The sequence below is a fragment of the Desulfocastanea catecholica genome (assembly GCF_054657295.1).
The window spans coordinates 53,819-74,751 of record NZ_BAAHYZ010000023.1 but is presented as its reverse complement, the minus strand read 5'-3'; the positions used below and the strand labels follow the sequence as shown (position 1 = coordinate 74,751).

Annotated in this window: 21 protein-coding genes, 1 tRNA gene and 1 pseudogene; 16 read left to right on the top strand and 7 right to left on the bottom strand. The window is 51.1% G+C overall.

From position 1 onward, the window contains the following. Positions 1 to 232 precede the first annotated feature (232 nt). The 8 genes from ACYQ8U_RS18135 to ACYQ8U_RS18100 all read left to right on the top strand — a co-directional run bounded on the left by ACYQ8U_RS18135 (position 233) and on the right by ACYQ8U_RS18100 (position 7,019). Positions 233 to 745 (top strand): SixA phosphatase family protein, encoded by a 513-nt coding sequence (locus ACYQ8U_RS18135; protein WP_459946976.1) that lies wholly within the window; start codon positions 233 to 235, stop codon positions 743 to 745. Between the two features lie 111 nt (positions 746 to 856). Beyond that, positions 857 to 1,075, top strand: coding sequence for a hypothetical protein (locus ACYQ8U_RS18130; protein ID WP_459946975.1), 219 nt, complete (start codon positions 857 to 859; stop codon positions 1,073 to 1,075). A 30-nt stretch (positions 1,076 to 1,105) separates the two neighbouring features. Next, positions 1,106 to 2,077 (top strand): nucleoside recognition domain-containing protein, encoded by a 972-nt coding sequence (locus ACYQ8U_RS18125; RefSeq protein ID WP_459946974.1) that lies wholly within the window; start codon positions 1,106 to 1,108, stop codon positions 2,075 to 2,077. A 56-nt stretch (positions 2,078 to 2,133) separates the two neighbouring features. Then, positions 2,134 to 3,396 carry a valine--pyruvate transaminase gene (locus tag ACYQ8U_RS18120; RefSeq protein ID WP_459946973.1) on the top strand — a complete coding sequence of 421 codons (1,263 nt, stop codon included), beginning with the start codon at positions 2,134 to 2,136 and terminating at the stop codon, positions 3,394 to 3,396. A gap of 115 nt (positions 3,397 to 3,511) precedes the next feature. Continuing rightward, positions 3,512 to 3,961, top strand: coding sequence for a DUF4177 domain-containing protein (locus tag ACYQ8U_RS18115; RefSeq protein ID WP_459946972.1), 450 nt, complete (start codon positions 3,512 to 3,514; stop codon positions 3,959 to 3,961). Positions 3,962 to 3,968: 7 nt separating this feature from the next. Continuing rightward, positions 3,969 to 5,192 (top strand): M20 metallopeptidase family protein, encoded by a 1,224-nt coding sequence (locus tag ACYQ8U_RS18110; RefSeq protein ID WP_459946971.1) that lies wholly within the window; start codon positions 3,969 to 3,971, stop codon positions 5,190 to 5,192. Further along, positions 5,182 to 5,463, top strand: a complete 282-nt coding sequence (locus ACYQ8U_RS18105; protein ID WP_459946970.1) for a glutamate-cysteine ligase family protein — start codon at positions 5,182 to 5,184, stop codon at positions 5,461 to 5,463. Before ACYQ8U_RS18110 ends, ACYQ8U_RS18105 begins: the two co-directional genes overlap by 11 nt. Next, entirely contained in the window at positions 5,460 to 7,019 is a 1,560-nt protein-coding gene (locus ACYQ8U_RS18100; protein ID WP_459946969.1) for a gamma-glutamyltransferase family protein, read from the top strand. The genes ACYQ8U_RS18105 and ACYQ8U_RS18100 overlap by 4 nt, the downstream gene beginning before the upstream one ends. Before the next feature lie 37 nt (positions 7,020 to 7,056). Here the strand turns inward: ACYQ8U_RS18100 and feoB are convergent, their stop codons facing one another. From feoB to gltX, 7 genes are all read right to left on the bottom strand, one after another. Beyond that, a complete protein-coding gene (gene feoB, locus ACYQ8U_RS18095; protein WP_459946968.1) occupies positions 7,057 to 9,264 on the bottom strand; it encodes a ferrous iron transport protein B in 2,208 nt (735 codons plus the stop codon). 53 nt (positions 9,265 to 9,317) lie between these two features. Further along, positions 9,318 to 9,551: a FeoA family protein gene (locus ACYQ8U_RS18090; RefSeq protein WP_459946967.1), complete on the bottom strand. Its 234-nt coding sequence runs from the start codon at positions 9,549 to 9,551 to the stop codon at positions 9,318 to 9,320. A gap of 39 nt (positions 9,552 to 9,590) precedes the next feature. Next, entirely contained in the window at positions 9,591 to 9,761 is a 171-nt protein-coding gene (locus tag ACYQ8U_RS18085; RefSeq protein ID WP_459946966.1) for a FeoB-associated Cys-rich membrane protein, read from the bottom strand. An 80-nt stretch (positions 9,762 to 9,841) separates the two neighbouring features. After that, entirely contained in the window at positions 9,842 to 10,153 is a 312-nt protein-coding gene (locus ACYQ8U_RS18080) for a FeoA family protein (RefSeq protein ID WP_459946965.1), read from the bottom strand. A gap of 319 nt (positions 10,154 to 10,472) precedes the next feature. Continuing rightward, positions 10,473 to 10,718, bottom strand: coding sequence for a FeoA family protein (locus tag ACYQ8U_RS18075; protein WP_459946964.1), 246 nt, complete (start codon positions 10,716 to 10,718; stop codon positions 10,473 to 10,475). Between the two features lie 169 nt (positions 10,719 to 10,887). After that, complete coding sequence (locus ACYQ8U_RS18070; RefSeq protein WP_459946963.1) at positions 10,888 to 12,579, bottom strand: glutamine--tRNA ligase/YqeY domain fusion protein; 1,692 nt, start codon at positions 12,577 to 12,579, stop codon at positions 10,888 to 10,890. Between the two features lie 35 nt (positions 12,580 to 12,614). Beyond that, entirely contained in the window at positions 12,615 to 14,093 is a 1,479-nt protein-coding gene (gene gltX / locus ACYQ8U_RS18065) for a glutamate--tRNA ligase (protein ID WP_459946962.1), read from the bottom strand. Positions 14,094 to 14,518: 425 nt separating this feature from the next. Between gltX and serA the strand changes: the two genes are divergently transcribed. The 8 genes and pseudogenes from serA to ACYQ8U_RS18025 all read left to right on the top strand — a co-directional run bounded on the left by serA (position 14,519) and on the right by ACYQ8U_RS18025 (position 20,908). Further along, a complete protein-coding gene (serA, locus tag ACYQ8U_RS18060; RefSeq protein ID WP_459946961.1) occupies positions 14,519 to 16,111 on the top strand; it encodes a phosphoglycerate dehydrogenase in 1,593 nt (530 codons plus the stop codon). Positions 16,112 to 16,144: 33 nt separating this feature from the next. Further along, complete coding sequence (locus ACYQ8U_RS18055) at positions 16,145 to 16,474, top strand: DUF1844 domain-containing protein (protein ID WP_459946960.1); 330 nt, start codon at positions 16,145 to 16,147, stop codon at positions 16,472 to 16,474. Between the two features lie 26 nt (positions 16,475 to 16,500). Continuing rightward, positions 16,501 to 17,289 (top strand): annotated as a pseudogene (ispE, locus tag ACYQ8U_RS18050) (4-(cytidine 5'-diphospho)-2-C-methyl-D-erythritol kinase); the annotation flags it as partial. Between the two features lie 95 nt (positions 17,290 to 17,384). Next, positions 17,385 to 17,459 (top strand) — tRNA-Gln (locus ACYQ8U_RS18045). A gap of 40 nt (positions 17,460 to 17,499) precedes the next feature. After that, positions 17,500 to 18,441 carry a ribose-phosphate pyrophosphokinase gene (locus tag ACYQ8U_RS18040; protein WP_459946959.1) on the top strand — a complete coding sequence of 314 codons (942 nt, stop codon included), beginning with the start codon at positions 17,500 to 17,502 and terminating at the stop codon, positions 18,439 to 18,441. Between the two features lie 231 nt (positions 18,442 to 18,672). Continuing rightward, on the top strand, positions 18,673 to 19,290 hold the full coding sequence (locus tag ACYQ8U_RS18035) for a 50S ribosomal protein L25 (RefSeq protein ID WP_459946958.1): 618 nt from the start codon (positions 18,673 to 18,675) through the stop codon (positions 19,288 to 19,290). A gap of 179 nt (positions 19,291 to 19,469) precedes the next feature. Next, positions 19,470 to 20,117, top strand: a complete 648-nt coding sequence (gene pth / locus ACYQ8U_RS18030; protein ID WP_459946957.1) for an aminoacyl-tRNA hydrolase — start codon at positions 19,470 to 19,472, stop codon at positions 20,115 to 20,117. A gap of 311 nt (positions 20,118 to 20,428) precedes the next feature. Further along, positions 20,429 to 20,908, top strand: a complete 480-nt coding sequence (locus ACYQ8U_RS18025; RefSeq protein WP_459946956.1) for a CarD family transcriptional regulator — start codon at positions 20,429 to 20,431, stop codon at positions 20,906 to 20,908. Positions 20,909 to 20,933 lie beyond the last annotated feature (25 nt).

The following is a 20,933-nucleotide window of genomic DNA, read 5'->3' as shown; positions in this document are numbered from 1 at the left end:
AAAAAGATTGTTGCATTCTTTTCCATGGTGGAAAAAAGAAAAACCATGCATAGTCTGGTGCAGCAGGAATTGGCGGAGAATCCTCTCTTTCTCGTACATCGTATTTCTTTATGGCCGAAATTGACAAGATGGGACTGATTCACAGTCCGGTCGGCGGTGATGGCAAAGCATCACCTGCCGCTGAACAATAAAAAATATTCTGGCAGGAAATCTTAGCAAGAGGAGACGGAACGTGAAACGGCTCTACCTTATTCGCCACGCCAAATCCAGCTGGTCTAATCCCGACCTCGATGATTTTGTCCGGCCTTTGAATAAACGCGGCAAGGCAGATTGTCCCAAAATGGCCGCACGTCTGGCTACAGCAGGGATCCGGCCCGACCTGATTGTCGCAAGTCCGGCAAAAAGAGCACGGAAAACGGCGATATGCATGGCCAGGGGGACCGGCTATGATCAGGAGGCCATCCGTTTTGACGATGAACTGTATCTCGGTGCACTCTCTTATCATCTGCAGCTGCTTGAGGAATTGCTCGAAAAGGTTGATGTGCTGTTTCTCGTTGGCCATAATCCTACCATCACCGAGCTTGGCGACCATCTGACCGGCAGTTCTCTTGGCAATGTGCCGACCTGCGGCATCGTTGGTGTCGAGTATTCTGCCCGGCAGGGATTTTCTACTGAAGAAGGTGCGGGCAGGCTGCTGTTTTTTGATTTTCCGAAAAACCCAAAATCGCCGGCAGCCCAGAAATGAATGCTTCCAGGCAACCGGACTGGCAAGTATCCCAGGGTTCTTGTGTTGAACCTTTTAGCACCGGCTGTTGCCGGCTGGCGAATTCAGGAAAATGTTTTACAGGAAAAAAAGATGGTAGTTGAACTTCCTCATTGCTTGAAATGTATGCATTATTTTATTACCCACGATCCCGGCAGGCCATACGGCTGCCGGGCCATGGCCTTTAAAAGCCGCACTAATCCGGCCAAGGTGGTCTACGAGAATTCCGGTATTATGTGTCAGCTCTATACACCCAAAAAGCGGGCGGGCAAGCAGAAAAATGCCGGGTCCGGATCGAAAAAACTCGCCTGAGCCCTGGTAAAAAGTAGGTATCAACTTCCCATGCAAAACAGTAATCGAATACAAAGCAACAGGATCAAGGAAGGGATCCTGTCACTTCTCCGGGAAACCTGGTTGACCGGCTGGGAACTGATTCGGATCACCGTTCCGGTCGCCATTATCACCAAAATTCTTGAAGAATTCGGCCTCATTGCCTCGCTCAGCACGGTTCTTGAACCGGTGATGAGTCTCATCGGTCTGCCCGGATCGCTGGGGTTGGTCTGGGCCACGGCGATGCTTACCAATCTGTATGGCGGCATTGCTGTTTTTGCCGCCCTGGCGCCGGGGCTTGATTTGACCAGTGGGCAGATAACCGTGCTCTGCTCGGCGATGCTCATCGCCCATGCTCTGCCGGTGGAGTTGAGCGTGAGCAAGCGGGCAGGGGCGAACCTTCTACCGATTGCGCTGCTGCGTCTGGGGGGCGCCGTGGTCTATGCCTTTCTGCTCAACCGGATATGTCTTGGCTTTGACATCTGGCAGGATAAAGCCGTTTTGCTGTTTAAGGCGCCTGCGCAAGCGGGGGATCTTCTGCAGTGGGCCTGGGCCTTACTGCAGAACCAGGGCATGATAATTCTGATAATCTTCTGTATAGTTCTGTTAATGCGAATTTCCAGAAGGATCGGGCTGCTGACGCTGCTGGAGAATATCCTCGCGCCGGTGCTGCCTTTCTTTGGAATGGGGCGACAGGCGGCGCCAATCACCGTGGTGGGCATGGTCATGGGCATCGGCTATGGCGGGGCGCTGATCATCAGGGAGACCAGTAAAGGCAAGATGGTCAGGGAAGAGGTCTTTAATTCCATGGCCCTGATGGGGCTCTGCCACGGTCTGGTTGAAGATACCTTGGTCATGGCCGCCATCGGCGGCAAAATCGGCGGGATTTTCTGGGGACGGATTGTGTTCTCACTGATTGTTACCTATCTTCTGGTACGGCTGCTGCATGTTCTTGCCGCCAGACGAATGCACCAGAAAGTATAAAATTCTCACTGCACTTTCAATTCAATCAATCATATATAACTCAATATACGCAGCTTATGAATTTCACAAAATTTGGTAAAAAGATGACCTCGAATGCCGGGATACTTTCCCTGATGGATGACCTGGGCAAGATCTCTGTCGCCGGCGGCGAGAACATGATTATGATGGGCGGTGGGAATCCTGGGCTGGTGCCGGAGTTTCAGGAAATAATGCGCCAGCAGCTTCTGGCCATATGCCGTGACCGGCAGAGCTTTCAGCAGCTGGTCGGCAGCTATGCACCGCCCCAGGGCGACCGCATCTTCAGCGAAGGGCTGGCGGCTCTGCTGAAAAAAGAACAGGGCTGGGATATCGGTCCGGAAAATATCTGTTTGACCAACGGCAGCCAGACCGCCTTTTTCATGCTGTTCAATCTGTTTGCCGGCGTCCTACCCGATGGGCGGGAGAAAAAGATCTGTCTGCCGATGGCCCCGGAGTACATCGGCTATGCGGATCTTGGCCTGACCGATGGCCTCTTTGTCTCCACCAGACCGAAGATCGAACTCCTTGAGAAACGTTTTTTCAAATATCATATTGATTTTGACAAGCTGCGGATCGATGATAGTATTGGCGCAATCTGTATTTCCCGGCCGACCAACCCGACCGGCAATGTCGTAACCGATGCGGAACTGGCCAAACTTGTCGACCTGGCCGCCCTGCACAATATTCCTTTAATTGTCGACAGTGCTTATGGTTTACCCTTTCCGGGGATGATCTACACCGAGGCGCAGCCGGTCTGGAACGATAATCTGGTCGTCTGTCTCTCCCTGTCCAAGTTGGGCCTGCCGGCGGTCAGGACGGGAATTGTCGTGGCGAAAAAAGAGATCATCCGGGCCCTGACCAGCATGAATGCCATTATGTCACTCTCCCCTAACAGTTTTGGCGCCGTTCTGGCTCAGCGTTTGATCACCAGTGGGGAAATTACCGCCGTAAGCAAGGAGCTTATGCAGCCTTTCTACCGCAAAAAAATGGAGAAAACGGTGGCGGCGGTTCAGGAAAAGTTTGTTGATATTCCCTGTCGTATCCATATACCCGAGGGGGCGATGTTTCTTTGGCTCTGGTTTGAGAATTTGCCGATAACCAGCCTGGAACTCTATCAGCGGTTGAAGGACCATGGCGTTCTGGTGGTTTCCGGCCACTATTTTTTTCCCGGATTGAGTGAGAGCTGGCAGCACAAGGATGAATGCCTCCGGGTGACCTATTCGCAAGACGATGACGATGTGTATCGGGGGTTGGTGATTATTGCCGAGGTAGTGCGGGCGGCCTATGAGCAGAAAGGTTAACAGGTAACAAATGAATTTCTACGGTACTAAATTACCGATGGCAGACCGCTAGGGAAAAAATGATGAAATCGGCTGTGGTCCATTGGTCAACACTATATAACAAGGAAACTCGTCAATGCGCTGGAGTTATAAAACCATACATTATGCACTGAAAAAAGAAGGGCTTCTCGGCAGTGCTTTTCTCGATGAACCGGAGATAGAATTGTCGCTCAATCAGTATGGCAAGGCCGGTTGGGAGCTTGTTTCTCTTCTTGAAACGATGGATGGGCTGATTGCGGTCTTTAAGCAGCCGCTCGACTTGGATATACGCACTGTTTCACCGCCGGAAAGCCCGGCTGAGAGGATCAGTCGATCGCCGAAAGTGGTGGAAAAAAGAACACCGACCCTTGCCAACCGATTCGACCAAAGAAACGATGAGGCAAGCCGGGATGAAGATATTGCCGAAGCCATGCTGCTTGATGATTTTGAGATTGTCGAGGAAAGAGTCGAGCAAGCCGACCGCAAGCGCCCGGCAGCGAAGCCCGCATCGCCAGCTGCCGATGTCGGTTCCATTCGCATTGAGTAGGAAAACTATGCAATCCGAAATCCGGCAATCCGATATGGCGCCGCTTGTTGATCGTCAGTTGCTCGAGTGGATTCGCTTGATTCGCCGAACGCTTCACCAATATCCCGAACTGAGCTTCCAGGAGCATCGTACTTCTCTTCTCATCCAGGAAAAACTCGCCGAACTGGGGATCAGCTATCGTAATGGCTGGGCGGGCACCGGGGTGATAGCCACACTGGGCTGCAGTGCCGGGCAATTGCCCTGTTCCGGCCATGTCGGTTTACGCGCGGATATGGATGCCTTGCCGATTCAGGACCAGAAAAGCGTCGCCTATGCTTCGAAAATCCCAGGTGTCACCCACGCCTGCGGCCATGACGGGCATGTGGCGATGCTCCTTGGCGCTGCGGCAATTTTGAGCAAAATGGTGCTGCCCGGTCGTGTTTCCTTCATTTTTCAACCGGCGGAAGAACACGGCAACGGGGCCGAAAAAATAATTAAACAGGGCGCCCTTTATAATGGCCTGGAAGCGGTCTTTGCCGGGCACATAGACACCCACTATCCAACGGGGACGATAACGGTCGACGATGGAATTATCTGCTCCGCCGCTGATCCCTTTTCCCTTCGCGTGGTCGGTAAAAGCGGTCATGCCGCCCGCCCCCATGAAGCTCGGGATGCCATTGTTGCCGGGGCCTATCTGGTCACCGCCCTGCAGACCCTGATTTCCCGGGAAACCGATCCGAATAAGTCGGCGGTGGTCACTATCGGTCGTTTTCAGGCCGGGGAGGCCAATAATGTCATCGCCGAAGTGGCCTGTATCGACGGGACGATACGGTCCAATGATCACGAGGTACGCAGACGGATTCTCGACGGGCTGCAGCGTATCTGTGATGGCGTTGCCCTGCAGTACGGGGTCGAAATAACAATCGCATTCCACGATTGTCTGCCGGTCGTCGTCAATTCGTCGAAGGCCACAAAGGTCGCCCGGTTTGCCGCCAGTCAGGTAATCGGCGAAAAATGGGTGATTTCCCAGGGCCGCCCGAGCCTTGGCGGCGAAGACTTTGCTTTCTATCAGCAGATCGTTGAAGGCTGCCTGGTGCGCTTCGGGGCAGACCGCCCTCTCGGCAGCGGACCGGCCCACAGCGGCAGTTTTGATTTCGATGAAGATGTCCTGGCAGTCGGGGCGTCATGGCTGGCCTGCGTCGCCGTGCAGTGGCTCAAGGAAAATGGGGAGAACAGTAGCTATGGCCAATAAATGGCAGGCAGCCAGGCATGGGCTGTCCGGGACCTCTGTCGATCCAACCGACATGCCGGCTGCCTGTAGAATTTCCTACCATGAAGTTGCCCAGACTCTGATGCGATTTATCGAGCCGATGTTTGTTCGTCTCGGATCGGAACAGTATGTCGGCTTTGTTGAGAGAATTCGCAGCCATGGGACGGGTGCCGATCTTCTCCGTCGCCGATATGAAGAAACCGGAAATTTGCAGGACGTCGTGCAGTCTCTGCAGGGAGAGTTTTGGCAGTGAGCAGGTTTGATCGATCGATAGTCGCCTCCGGGCATCAATTAGTCAGTGAGGCGGCCGGGAAAATACTTGAGGCAGGAGGAAATGCCTTTGACGCGGTGGTGGCGGCAGGATTTGCCTCGGCGGTTGCCGAGCCGGCCTTGACCAGTCTAGGCGGCGGCGGCTTCATGGTCGGCCGCAGTGAGGAGACGGGGCAGAATTTGTTTTTCGACTTTTTTGTCGATACACCGGGGAGAGGACGTGAAAGTGCACTCTCTGCTGCTGATTTTTTCAAGATAACCGTTGATTTTAGCGGATCCTCCCAGGATTTCAATATCGGCCTTGGTTCCGTCGCCGTTCCCGGTACCCTGAAAGGACTACTGCATATTCATAAGCGACTCGGCAGAATGGGTCTGGCTGAAGTCATCGCTCCGGCAAAGGAACTTGCCCTGCAGCACAGGCTTAATGCGCAGATGGTCCATTTCCTGAATTTGCTCCACCCGATCATGACCCTGAACGAACGAGGCCGACGGATATATCAACCGGACGGGACCTCTCTCGGCGCTGGCGATTCGTTGAAGAATCTTGAGCTTGCTGCATTCCTGGATCAGGTGAGCACGGAAGGGGATGAGAGTTTTTATTATGGCGAGATCGCCGATAAAATAGACCAGGAAATGAAAAATGGCGGAGGACTGCTGTCAGCCAAGGATCTTGCCGCATATGCGGTCAAAGAGAGAAAGCCACTGGCCGTGCCTTACCGGGATTATCTGTTACTCACTGTGCCCGAACCATCGATGGGCGGTACGCTGATCGGTTTGTTCCTGTCCCTTATAGCTGAGCAGGGAGAAAAGGACTGCGAGTGGGGTTGTGCTGAGCATCTGCTTGATACTGTCGGCCTGATGCAGGAAGTGGAAAGGCTGCGGGAGGCAGGGGTGACCACGCCGTATGGACTGCAGCAATTTTTACAGGATCGTCCCATGCTGACGGCATCGACCGAGAACATACGCTTGTTCAGCCGGGGGACCACCCATGTCTCTGTTGCCGACAACAAAGGAAATTGCGCCAGTATGACCTGTTCCAATGGGGAAGGCTCTGGGTATTTTGCCCCGGGCAGCGGGGTCATGCTCAATAATATGATGGGCGAGGATGATCTGCATCCCAATGGTTTTCATTCGAGCCCGCCGGGGGAAAGGGTCTTTTCCATGATGTCTCCGTCGCTTTTGTTAAAAGAGGACCATGTTCAGCTGGTTATCGGCAGCGGTGGTTCGAAACGGATTCGCACCGCGGTAAGTCAGGTCCTGCATCAGGTGGTTGATTTCAAGCGCTCCCTGCAGCAGGCGGTCGACGCTCCCCGGCTGTATCTCGATGGGGACTGTCTGCAGGTGGAACCCGGATTTGCCGAACCGGCCATGGCGGCGCTGAAAAACAGACTGTCTGTTTGTGGTCTATCGCTTAATCCGTGGCGACAAAAAGATGTCTATTTCGGCGGCGTGCATGCGGTCATCCCCGGTCTTGAAGGCGCGGGCGATCCTCGCCGAGGGGGCGCCGTGGTCACTGTTTACCATAATAATGGGAAATAGCTCCGCAAGCCGCCCCCAAACGAGATAACAAGAGGCGTCAGCCAAGGTTGAAAAACATGCCCACCTGATAGATCGCCACCGCCATGGCAAAGGCAAAGACAGTGTTGAAGGTTATGGAAAAGAACGCCCATTTCCACGAGGACTCCTTGGCTATGCAGACGACGGTGACAAAACAGGGGGCATAAAACATAATAAAAACCAGGGCGGCGACGGCGACGACCCTGTTCCAGGCGTTATCATTTTTTAATCGTTTGCCGAGAGATTCCGATTCCCCTTCATTCATTTCACCCATAGAATACGCGGTCCCCAGGGTTGAGACGATAACTTCCTTGGCGGCAAAGCCGCCGATCAGGGCGATATTTGTTCGCCATTCAAAACCCGCCAGTTTGGTCAAAGGCTCCAGCGACGAACCTATTTTCCCGGCAATGGAGTTCTGCAGTCTCGCCTGATTCTCCGCATTATTAATTCGGTTAAGCTGTTGGGAAAGTGCCGCGGCCTGCGCCGATAATTCTCCCTCTCCTGCCTCGATTTCGGCAGCGACTGCCGTGGTTGCCGTGGCCATGATCGCCTCGCGCTGCTGTTCAAAAACGGCTGTTTTCTCATCCGGTAACCCGGGAAACGTCATCAGCGCCCAGAGGAGAATGGATATGCCGAGAATAACCGTCCCGGCCTTTTTGATATACTGATAGGTCCGCTCCCAGGTGTGGATCAGGAGCCCGCGCAGCGTGGGAAACCGGTAGGGAGGAAGCTCCATGACAAAAGGCGTCGGGGCGCCTCGCAGTACGGTTGAGCGCAGTATTTTGGCGGCGACCAGGGCAACGACCCAGGCCAGCATGGTAAAGAGAAACATATATCTGGCTTTATTGTCACTGAAGAAGGCGCCGATCAGCAGGGCAAGCACGGGTAGTTTCGCGCCACAATTCATAAATGGCACGGTGAGCAGCGTTGCCATCCGTTCCTTGGGCGACCGGAGGGTGCGTGTCGCCATGACGCCGGGAACAGCGCAGCCGCCGGCGATGCCGCCTGACACGATAAACGGCATGACCGAGGAGCCGTGCAGGCCGAATATCCTGAAAATCCTGTCCATCATGAAGGCCACCCGGGCGAGATAGCCGGAATCTTCCAGGATGGCGATACTGAAAAACATGAACATGATCAGGGGGACGAAGCCGAGAACCCCGCCGACCCCGTCGATTATCCCGGAGATAATCATCGATTTCAGCAGGCCGTCCGGCAGGGTGTTGTCGACCTGATTGCCTAGCCAGCCGAAGACGTTCTCTAGCCAGATAACCGGGAGCTCACTCCAGCTGAAGGTAAACTGATAGACGCTAAAGAGAATCAGCAGCATGATTGCCGGGCCGACCAGCCGGTTGGTGAGGACCTTGTCGATCTTGTCGGAGGTATAAAGTCGGTCGGTATCAAAGGTATGGGTGATGGCGCCCTGCCTGAGAATTGACTTGATGTAGCCGTAGCGGTGGTCGGCAATGAGGGCCTCTGGGTAGACATCTAGCGTCTTCTGGGTGTGGGCGGAAGTTTCGGCAACTATTTCTTCGAGAATCCGGGCGGTGTCCGGGTCAGCCTGTTGCCCTTTTTCGAGAATCTGCTCGTCGTTCTCCAGATATTTGATGGCCGTGTACCTGGCCGGATAGCTGTCCCGCAACAGAGCCGTTTCTTCTATTTTTGCCACAAGGGTAGTCAGCGTGGTATCGAGATCCTCACCGTAAGAAATATCACGCGGGTTCCACTGCTGTTCCTTGGTTGTCATACGTATACAGGCATCGAGAAGGGCCTCTTTGCCGAAACCCGAGCGGGCAATGATGGGCACCACCGGGACCTGGAGCAATTGCTCCAGCACTTCGGCCTTTACCTCAATGCCTCTATCCTTGGCCACATCCATCATGTTCAGGGCAATAACCAGGGGAACACCAAGTTCGAGCAGCTGGCAGGTGAGGTACAGGTTCCTTTCAAGATTGGAGGCATCAACGATGTTAATCACCACCTGCGGACGTTCGTTGACCAGATAGTCCCTGGTGACCAGTTCTTCGGCCGAATAGGCGGTCATCGAATAGGTTCCGGGCAGATCTGTCAAGGTGATTTTTTGATTCTTGTGGTGAAAGAAACCCTCCTTATGATCAACGGTAATACCGGGGTAGTTGCCGACATGCTGCCTGGCACCGGTTAACTGATTAAAGAGAGTGGTTTTTCCTGCGTTGGGATTGCCCGCCAGGGCCATTAATAGCTGCATTGGCTTAATTTTATGATAATAGAAGTAGTGAGATATAGAGAGAAAAACGGAGATCAGGTCAGCGTTACCAGAATATGCTCCGCCTCATTGTCACGCAGGGTAAGGGTGCTGCCCAGAACCCTGATGGCAACCGGATCATAGAGCGGCGCCCGGCCACAAACGGTGATCGGAGTTCCCGGAGTGAGCCCCATGGCCCTGAGGCGTCTGCCGAGATCTCCCGCGACGGTAATCGAATCAATAGTACCTTTTTGATCTTTTTGCATGTTGCGTAAGAGGACACTTTGCACAGGTGTTACCTTCGGTAGGTTGGTTCGTTGTCGGTTGTGTTATTGAGTTTTTCGCGTACTGCAGGAGGTATCGGAACAGCAGGTGCATCCTTGACCACAGGATATATTATCATCCTTGCTGGTGGCCACTTGCCACTGGCGATAGAATCTTCGTCCGGTAAAAAAGGCACATATGGCAATGATAAGCCAGATAATAATTGTTTCAATCATGGTAAACAAACCTCTTGTTAGCCAGCCCTAACTCTTACGGCAAAAAATAAGCCCGAGAGTCTCGGACGTTGTGTAGATCTTTATAAACTGGTTACGAGAATATTGTCCGATACATCCGCATCAAGGCTTATAGTGCCACCATTGACTTTCAGCAGACACCGGTGTCCTGTATTGGAACAGATCACATCCGCCTCGACCCCAGGATAAAGGCCCATGGTGGCCATCCGGGCACAGATTTTTCTGTCGCCGGTTACCTTGCACACTTTTACCCTGCCGGTCGTAGCTCTCTCTGAGAGTGGACCGATCAGACCATTACATCGTTCGCGGCCAAAACATTTTCTGACCTTGTCAGCGAAACAGCATCCGTTGTTTTTTCCTCGTTTACGAAGCATCGTATTCTCCAATTAATTACCACCTTTAGGTACACCAAACAATAACAGCAGTCAACATATATTTCAAGTAGCTACAATATTTTTAGGGGCAACTAATACGTGCGGGTCTTGCGGAGATAGTTTGCTGATCTCCGATATACTCTTTAGCATTCTGCAGGGTAATTAGAAATCGCTCATTGGCAGGAGTGTTACGTTCGGAAAAATAATGTCAGGCAGGCTGTGCGAAAAACAGCAGAATACAAAAGGGCAGGGAAGGACGATCTTTCTTCATTTGTATGGAAAATGAACAATACCGTCCGGGTGAGGCGCCTGGACGAGCCTATTCAGTCGAGGTATCTGTTTCCACCAGGATATAATCGGCTTCATTATTTCGCAGGGTCAAGGTTCCGCCCATCACTCGAAGAGCAACCGGATCATTCAGTGGCGCTCGACCCTGGATGGTGATTTCGGTCCCGGGAACCAGGCCCATCTCCCGTATTCTTCGGCCCAGTTCGCCACTCACTTTGACCGATTTTATAATTCCCGACTGGTTTTTGGCCATCCGGCGTAAATTGATCAGTGCCATGTTCTGCTCCTTTACTAACGAATACAAACAATACCAAAAGCAGATTTGTAGCTCGTTGTGATCTTGGTTGTCCAATCTATGGTCCGGGCAAAGAAGAAAAAATCCCTCCTCGAGCGGGTTTATGATCGGCAAGGGACGCTATGACTCCCGTCCCCTTCAGGTGGAAAAATTATAATTGTCCTTTGGATTCCCAGGAATCTCGTAAGGTTACCGTTCGGTTAAATACCGGATTACCACTCGTCGATTCAATCGGATCGGCACAGAAATAGCCTTGTCGTTCGAACTGTACTGTTCCTCCCGGCTGCAGTGCGGCGAGGCTCGGCTCGGCGATCGCGCCGGAGACAATCACCCTGGACATGGGGTTGAGCTGCTCGAGATAATCGACATCTTTGTCGGCCTCGGGATCTTCGACCTTGAACAGTCTGTCGTATAATCTAACGGTGACCGGCAGGCCTTTTTCCGCGGAAACCCAGTGGATAGTTCCCTTCACCTTCCGGCCGTCGGGAGCGGAGCCGCCTTTGGTCTGTGGATCGTAAGTGCAGTGAATTTCGCTGATCTTTCCAGTGGTCTCGTCGGTAACATGGGAAACATATTGGATGAGATAGCCGTACCGCAGCCGAACCTCCCGGCCAGGTCCCAGTCGGTGGTATTTCTTCGAGGGGTTCTCCATGAAATCGTCTCGTTCGATATAGAGCTCTCTCGAAAACGGCAGCGTTCGTTCGCCCATTGCCGGGTCTTGCGGATGGTTCTTACCGACCATTTCTTCGATCAGTCCTTCGGGATAATTGTCGATGATCACCTTCACCGGGTCGAGGACGCACATCCGTCGCTCCGCCCGGACGTTGAGGTCGTCGCGGATCTCGTTTTCCAGTACGCCCATGTCGATACGGCTTTCGCTCTTGCCGATGCCTATGGTCCGGCAGAAATTGCGGATGGAGGCCGGCGTGTACCCGCGACGCCGCAAACCGGAAATAGTCAGCATGCGGGGATCGTCCCAGCCCTCGACATAGCTCCCTTCGACCATTTTCAGGAGTTTGCGTTTACTCATCACCGTGTAGGTCAGGTTGAGCCGGGCAAACTCGATCTGCCGTGGATGGCAGGGGGTATTCAACGTATCGAGAACCCAGTCGTACAGAGGGCGATGGTCCTGAAACTCCAGGGTACAGAGGGAGTGGGTGATACCTTCGAGCATGTCGGAAAGACAATGGGTATAATCGTACATCGGGTAAATCTTCCAGGTGTCCCCTGTGCGATGATGGTGGGCCTTGAGGATTCTGTAGATCACCGGATCGCGCATGTTCAGGTTGGGTGAAGCCATATCAATTTTTGCCCGAAGGACGTGGGTGCCCTCGTCAAATGCACCGTTTTTCATCTGTTCAAAAAGCTCGAGATTTTCCGCTACCGAGCGGTTACGGTACGGACTCTCCTTGCCGGGTTCAGTGAGGGTACCGCGATATTCCCGGATTTCATCGGCGAGGAGCTGGCAGACATAGGCCTTACCCATCTGGATAAGTTCAACGGCATAGGCGTGGAGTTGCGGAAAATAATCCGAGGCGTAAAGGACCTTGTCCCCCCAGTCAAAGCCCAGCCATTGGACATCCTTCTGGATCGATTCGACGTACTCCACATCCTCCTTGCTTGGGTTGGTGTCGTCAAAGCGGAGATTGCACCGGCCATTGTTTTCTTCGGCGATGCCGAAGTTCAGGCAGATCGATTTCGCGTGGCCGATATGGAGAAAACCGTTCGGCTCCGGCGGAAACCTGGTTACCGTGCCCTGGTGTTTGCCAGTCTGCAGGTCGTCAGCGATAATCTGGCGAATGAAGTCTAGCGGTCTGGCCTCTTTATTTTCTATTATTTCCATAACTAACGACTCAAGGTAAAGGTAATCGTATGCTGCTACGCAAAAAGTTTGCCGACATCCCGGAGTCTTCGGATGACCCTGTCCCTGCCGATCGTCACGAGAATGTCGAACATGGACGGACCGGCAAGTTGGCCGGTGACCACGGTACGCATGGCGTTGATGATAATACCCGGTTTGATAGCCAGCTCGTCGGCCAACTCTCGGGCCACCCGTTCGGTTTCCTCCACGGTGAACCCGGCGAGTTTTTCGTATCTGTCGGCAAGTTCCGGCAGCCATTCCTGCAATTCAGGGTATTTCAGCACATTTTTCGCCAGCGGTTTTTCTTCGATGGGGAAATCGTCGGCGAAGTAAGCCCGGCCCAGGCTGGTGAAATCCTTCAGGGTATGAAAGCGATCCCGAATCAGATCAAGAGTTCGCAGGTACCAGTCTTTTTTGTCCGTGTCATAAGCGTCATACCAGAGGCCCTCATTTTCCAGTTCTTTCTTGACCAAATCGCCAAGCTCTCCGATGTCCATGGTTCGAAGATAATGCTCATTTATGAAAATAGCCTTGGGGTCGGTAAAGAATTTCGGATCATTTTTTTGGTAATTGAAAATGGCGCTCGATTTATTGATTCGTTCGAGGGAAAATTCCTGAATGAGCTCTTCTTTTGTATAAAATTCCTGATCATTTCCGGCAGACCAGCCGAGAAGCGCAAGAAAATTGTTGAAGGCCCAGGGAATAAAACCGCGGTCCCGGTAGAACTGCACCGCTACTATTTCGCCATGGCTGCGTTTGGATATTTTCGCCTTTTTCGTATCCAGGGTGAGCGGCATATGCGCAAAAACCGGCAGGGGTGCCTCGAGCGCCTCGTAGAGCAGCACCTGTTTGAGGGTGTTGGTCATGTGATCCTGGCCGCGGATAATATGGGTAATGCGGTCGCGGATATCATCGACGACATTGCACAGCAGATAAAGTGGCTTTCCATTGGATCGGACAATGACAAAATCGTCAATTTCAGAATAGTTCGACTCGATACGGCCGAGAATTTTGTCGTCATAACCGAGGTTGCCGGTTCGTTCCGGAACTTTGAAGCGGATCACTGAAGGAATCCCGGCTGCCTCTTTTTCGGCTATTTCCGCCGGCGAGAGGTTTCGGCAGGTGCGGTCGTAGCCGAGCGGCTTTTTGGCTGCCAGGGCAGCTTCGCGTTTTGCATCCAGCTCTTCTTTGCTGCAAAAACATTTGTAGGCGGCGCCTTTTTCCAGAAGTTTCCGGGCAGCGGCAATGTGATCGGATTCATAATCCGTCTGGAAATATGGACCTTCATCGTAATCGATGCCCAGCCACTCGAGACCTTCGAGGATGCCCTGGATCGATTCCTCGGTGGATCTCCCGGTGTCGGTGTCCTCAATTCGGAGAATAAGTTTACCGCCGGTCTGTCTGGCATAGAGCCAGTTATAGAGTGCCGTTCTTGCCCCGCCGATATGCAGATAACCGGTTGGGCTCGGCGGAAAACGTAATCGTGTTTCTGTCATTTACAAAACTCCTTGAACCAGCTTGTTCTACTGGCAAAAACATTATCAGCGGAAATGTTCCTCGTCCCGTGCAATGATAACTTCTTCATATACCCCTGCGTTACCATCGATGGAAAGTGCCTTCCACCAAAAGGAACACCTGGCTGCTATATATCTTTTTCATGATCAATGTTCAACATTATTAAGGCTTCATGGTGCAGGTCCGGAGTATGAAAAGCATTTTCCGACAGACAGTGGGCCAGGTGAACTGGAGTTTTTTTGTTGTTCTCATCTGGGGAACTTTGTATAGTTTTTTCCTTGTTGCCAAGACCTTTCAGCCGGTTGTTTCTTCAGGTTTCTTACGGGCATTCGCTATTTTTTTTGCTGGCTTTTCCTCTTGAATGGTGGAAGAGCGGACATGGGTTCTATGGGAGGAAGTCAAGGAAATGAAAGTACTGATCAGTGACAATTTATCCCCGGTTGGAGTAGATGTCCTCAGAAAAGCAGGCCTGGACGTTGATGTCAACACAGGACTTGCGCCGGAAGAACTTAAAAAAATCATTGGAGATTATGACGGGTTGATCATCCGCAGTGCGACAAAAGTTTCCGTTGATCTTCTGGAAATGGCCCATAAACTGAAAGTTGTCGGGCGTGCGGGCATTGGCCTTGATAATGTCGATATTCCTGCAGCCAGTCAAAAAGGTATTGTCGTCATGAATGCTCCGGATGGCAACGCCACGACCGCCGCGGAACATGCGATCGCCATGATGATGGCTCTCTCCCGCAATATTCCACAGGCCTGTATGTCCATGAAGGAGGGAAGGTGGGACAAGAAAAAATTCATGGGCAGGGAGCTTACCGGCAAGACCTTCGGCGTCATCGGTATCGGTCGGATCGGCGGCATTGCCGCCAACAGGGCCCAGGGGTTGAAAATGAAAACTATCGCCTATGATCCGCATATGCCCCGGGAAATGGCCGAAAAAATTGGCGTGGAGTTGGTCGGCCTGGACGATTTAGCGCGGAGATCCGATTATATTTCAGTGCATGTACCGCTTACCCAGGAGACAAAAAATCTGGTGTCGACAAGGTTTTTTGCTCTGATGAAGGGCGATGCCATGTTTATCGATTGTGCCAGAGGTGGTGTCTGTGATGAACAGGCCCTCTATGAAGCCCTGGTAAATAACAAAATTGGCGGGGCGGCCCTTGACGTTTTTATCAAAGAACCTACCAGTCTTGACAATTGTCCCCTCCTTGGTTTGGATAATTTTGTCTGTACGCCGCATCTTGGTGCATCGACCAATGAGGCACAGGAAAGCGTGGCGCTTATCATTGCCGAGCAGGTGGCCGATTTTCTCCTGAAAGGTTCAGTGACGAACGCGGTGAATGTCCCATCGGTCAGCAGTGATGTCCTGGCCCAGGTGGGGCCGTATCTGAAACTCGGGGAAATGTTGGGTTGCCTGCACATGCAGATAGCGCAGGGAGGAGTGGCCGAGGTCACTCTTGAATACAGCGGCGAACTGGCAGAACTGAATACCAGCCCCATTACCGTCGCATTTCTGAATGGACTGTTTACTCCCATCCTGAAGGATGCGGTGAATTATGTCAATGCGCCGATTATTGCCAAAGAGAGAGGAATACGCATTGTTGAGTCAAAGAGTCAGCAATCCGACGATTTTGTCAATGCTCTGTCGATAAAAGTGGTAACCAATGAAGGGGAAAATAGTCTCGTCGGCACTGTTTTTGGTCGTAATGAGCCCCGTCTCGTCCGCTTGAATTCTTTTCGACTTGAAGCGTTGCCTTCCGGCCACATGCTGCTGGTATTTAACGACGATGTGCCTGGGGTCATCGGCGCACTGGGAACGACTCTTGGCATTGCCGGGGTGAACATTTCCAGGATGACTGTCGGGCGGGAAGAAGAGAGTAAGCAAAATATTATTCTTCTCAGTACTGATGAGATTGTCTCAAAAGAGTTGCTTGCCAAGGTTGAAGATCTGAAAAACATTACTAAAGCGCAGGTGCTGGACCTGACTTCGGTTTAAATTAACAAAATTTGTCTGCAGAGGAGTAGAAAGATGGTTGACGCTGGGAATAAAACGAACATTGAATGTGGATGCGGCGAGGGAAAGGTGCCCGATAAGCAGGGCAGATGCGTTATGCCGGAAGTCACCTTCCCTGCTTTTATCATGTCCCTGAATACCTCTGCACTCTATCACCTTGGTGAAATTGCCGACCCGACAACAGGAAAAAAGATACTTGACCTGGATCTTGCCAAACATGCAATCGATACCCTGGCGCTGATGCAGAATAAGACCAAGGGGAATTTAGCAAAAGAAGAGGAAGAGCTGTTGAAAAACATCCTCTACGATATCAAAATCCGTTTTGTCAAAGCGGTCAAAAAGTAATTGTTGTGGGAAATTGTCCCGAAAAAATGGTTGAGCCTGGTCGGAAAATATCTTTGCAGGCGCCGGCAAAAATCAATCTGTTTCTCAGGGTGCTGGGCAGACGTGACGACGGCTATCATGAGCTGCAAACCTGGATGCAGAAGATTGATCTGTGTGACATTGTCGAGCTGGAAGTGTACCCCGGAGGGCGGATAGAGTTTGGCACCGATGACACGGCAATCCCGTCGGATGAAACGAATCTGGCAGTGAGAGCGGCGCAGACCTTTTTTCAGGTGAGCAAAAACAGCAAGGGGTATGGGGTAAGGATAACTCTTCAGAAAAAAATCCCGGTTGCTGCGGGCCTCGGCGGAGGAAGCAGCGATGCAGGGACGGTGCTGCGCGGGCTCAACTCTTTGTTCGACCGGGAATTCTCGGAAAAACAACTGATTGATCTGGCCCGTCCCCTCGGTGCCGATGTCCCTTTTTTTGCTGTTGACCATGGTGCTGTCTTTGCCACGGGTATCGGGGATATCATGCACTCCGTGGATTCTCTGAGTAATTGCTCGTTTGTTTTGGTAAATCCATCTTTTTTTGTTGCCACTGCATGGGTTTTTCAAAATTTAACATTGACAAGTCTTTCGAAAAACTCTAAATTGTCATGCTTTCAAAAGCACCAGGGAACATCTTTTTCTCTACAGGATATGCATAATGATCTGGAACAGGTCACCAGCGGGCACTATCCGGAAATAGAAAAAATAAAGAGATCACTGCTGGCTTGCGGGGCATCACAGGTCTTGATGTCCGGCAGCGGGCCGACGGTTTTTGGAGTATTCCCAGACACGGCAAGGCCGTCTGGTTCTGATTTAAAGCGTATTGTTGGTCGATTGCGTCAGGAATACGGGGAAAAAGTTTTCTTAGCAAGAGCGTGTACTGGGGCGTCGCCAAGCGGTAAGGCACCGGGTTTTGATCCCGGCATCCGTAGGTTCGAATCCTGCCGCCCCAGCCATCACTAATAGGTTTTCACGTTATTCCGAATACATCGAAAAATGATGCGAGATATAAAGATTTTTTCAGGCAACGCGCACAAAAAGATGGCCGAAGAGATTGTCGGTTATCTGGAAATGCCCCTCAGTGAAGCCGAAGTAAGAAAATTCAGTGATGGGGAAATATTTGTCGAAATAAAAGAAAATGTGCGTGGCACTGATGTCTTCGTCGTTCAGCCGACCTGTACCCCGGTGAATGATAACCTGATGGAGCTGGTCATTATGGTCGATGCTCTCAGAAGAGCATCGGCGAGAAGAATCACCGCTGTACTGCCCTATTACGGCTACGCCCGGCAGGACAGAAAAAATGCCCCCCGGGTGCCGATTACCGCGAAGGTTGTCGCGGAAATGTTAATGGCGGTGGGGGTACGAAGAGTACTCTGTATGGATCTGCACGCCGGACAAATCGGTGGATTTTTCAACATTCCCGTTGATCATCTCTATGCTGCACCGGTACTCCTTAAGTACATCCAGGAATATTTTGACGATAACGTCATTATGGTTTCCCCCGATGCCGGTGGCGTTGAGCGAACTCGGGCCTTTGCGAAAAGGCTCAACTCCGGTCTGGCCATCATTGATAAGCGCCGGGACAAGCCGAATGAATGCGAAGCAATGCATGTCATTGGTGATGTGAAGGGGAAAACGGCGATTTTGATGGATGATATGGTCGATACGGCCGGTACCTTGTGCGCGGGCGCAAAAACACTCCTGGAAAATGGCGCGAAAGAGGTGCATGCCTGCTGTTCACATCCTGTTCTCTCCGGTCCGGCTATTGAGCGGCTGAAAAATTCCGAATTGAAATCCCTGGTTGTTACCAACTCTATCCCGTTGCGAAGCGAGGCGAAAGAGTGTGGCAAGATTACCGTGCTTTCCGTCTCGGAACTGCTTGCCGACGCGATAAGCAGAATCCATAATGAAGATTCCGTCAGTTCATTGTTTGTCTAGCTGATGATAGAATATAACCAGAAGACTGTCCGAGAATTGTATCCCCGATAACCGGGAATAATTGCAGCATCTCCTCGACAGCTAGCGTCTGTCTGACGAGGTGTAAATACCTGCTTGAAATGCTTTTTTTGAAAGAAAAGAATTTCTAAGACACTTTAAGTTTAAAATTTATCATATTCTGCCCGGTCGATGTACATTTTATCGTAGCGACTGTTTGGCAAAGGAGGAAAAATGCTTCAGGTTGAAATATCCGCTTCTGTTAGAAATACTTCCGGTAAGGGGCCCATGCGTCAGCTGCGTATGCAAGGAATGACTCCTGCTGTGGTATACGGTAGGGGCGCTGAGGCGCAGAACCTCCAGCTGGATACCAAAACACTTATGGCTCAGCTGCTCGAATTTTACCGTAAGAACACCATTGTTACCCTGAAAGTAGATGGTGCCGGGGACAAGAGCGTTATGGTTGGTGAAGTGCAGACCGACCCTGTTCGCGATACGCTTATCCATGTCGATTTTTGTGAAATTGACCTCGAGAAAGAACGTGCCTTTACCGTACCGATCATTTTACAAGGCAAAGCCAAAGGCGTTGACCTTGGCGGGCATATGATCGTTGGTTGCACCACGGTCGTTCTTCAGGGAAAACCTCTTGATATTCCAGATGAATGTATAGTTAATGTGGCCTCTATGTCCATAGGGGATCAAATTCAATGTGCATCCCTCGGTGTTCCTGAGAGTGTGAAAATGGTTACCGATCCAGAAACTGTGGTTGTATCTATAATCAAGCCAGGTGGTGAAAAAGTTGAAGAAACGGTGAGCAAAGTTGGCAAAGATGTGAAAAAGCCGAAAAAATAAGCTCCCCGTAAAAAGCAGCAGTCGGCCCCGGTCGATTCTTACTCGGGTCGTGTTTCATAGCGAAGTCTCTAAGAGGTCTGGAAAATATTTTTTTCCGGACCTCTCGCTATTTCATGCCTTGGAAATTTTTCTTAATTTTTGTGAAGAATTTCATCAAGGTGCTTATCTCCCAAGGGAGAATGAAAAGAGCAGCAGCTTATTTCCCGTTTGATCAGCTTACCGATGCACGACTCATGGAAAAGAAAGATTATATCATTGTAGGGTTAGGCAATCCCGGGGAACAATATTGTTCCACCCGGCATAATGTCGGCTTTTTCATAGTTGATGAACTGGCAAGAAGGTGGACTTCGGCAATTTTTCAGGAAAAATGGCATGCCCAGTACCTTTCTCTGACCGTCGGCGAAGAAAAGGTCCATCTTGTGAAGCCGGTAACTTTTATGAACCGCAGCGGGAAAGCTGTCATGCAATTTTTTCGTTTTTACAAGATTGCTCCTGAACAGTTACTGGTAGTCCATGATGACCTGGATATGGCGCCGGGACGGGTTAAACTTGTCAAAGGTGGCGGAGCGGGAGGCCACAATGGGATAAAATCCTTGGTAGAAATGCTGGGAACGAAGGAGTTTTACCGTTTGAAAATAGGTATCGGCAGGCCGGGGAGTGGTGTTGTCCATGCGGATTTTCCCGTTGATAAATACGTTTTAAGCAGCTTCACGGCGGGTGAGTTGGAGATTTTGCAGTCACGATATGAGAGTTTTGAAAACGGCATCCGTCTCTTCCTGCAGGGGAGCCCCGCCAAAGCCATGAATCTCCTCAATGGCTTGAAGTAGAAGTATCCCCAATAGCCCTTTTCTTGCATTTCTGCGGTCTCTGAGGCGATTATCGGTCCAAAATGAAAAAGGTACGGTAATTGCGTGAGAAATGTGTTATAGTAGTATCTTGAAGTCCAAATTTGGTCTATACAGTAACATCCGCTGCAGCAAAATATCAAAATTCCGGATAAAAAATAAGATACCTTTAACAAGATACCTTTAATAATCCGAAGCTTTCCTTGTATGGCAAATAACTGCGTTGTGTCTTGTACTTCTCTTGTCTATCTTTTGCGGCCTTGTGCAAGGCGTTGTTTTTAAAGGAGATACCTGTGTTTACTGAAGGTGATATGGCAGTTTATCCGGCCCATGGTGTTGGCGTTATCAAAGCTGTCGAAACTAAAACCATCGGAGGAATTGATCAATCATTCTATATCCTGGAGATTCTGGATAACAGCATGAGGATTATGATTCCTACCGCCAGTAGTAAAAATGTTGGTTTACGGGCGATTGTCGGGAAAAGTGAAGTGCGAAATGTTCTCGATATTCTTGCCGATCGTTCCGTAGAGTTAGGTTCTCAGACATGGAATCGGCGCTATCGTGATTATATGGAAAAAATTAAAACCGGCTCCGTTCATGAAGTGGCGATAGTGCTCCGTGATCTTTTTCTGCTCAGCGTAGACAAAGATCTGAGTTATGGTGAGAGAAAGATGCTGGACACCGCAAAAAACCTTATTGTCAAAGAATTGTCTCTTGCGCAGAATACCGAAGAAGCAAGTGTCAGCAAAACCATTGATGCCATTTTCTCCTAACGATAGAGCACACGCACTGTTTTTT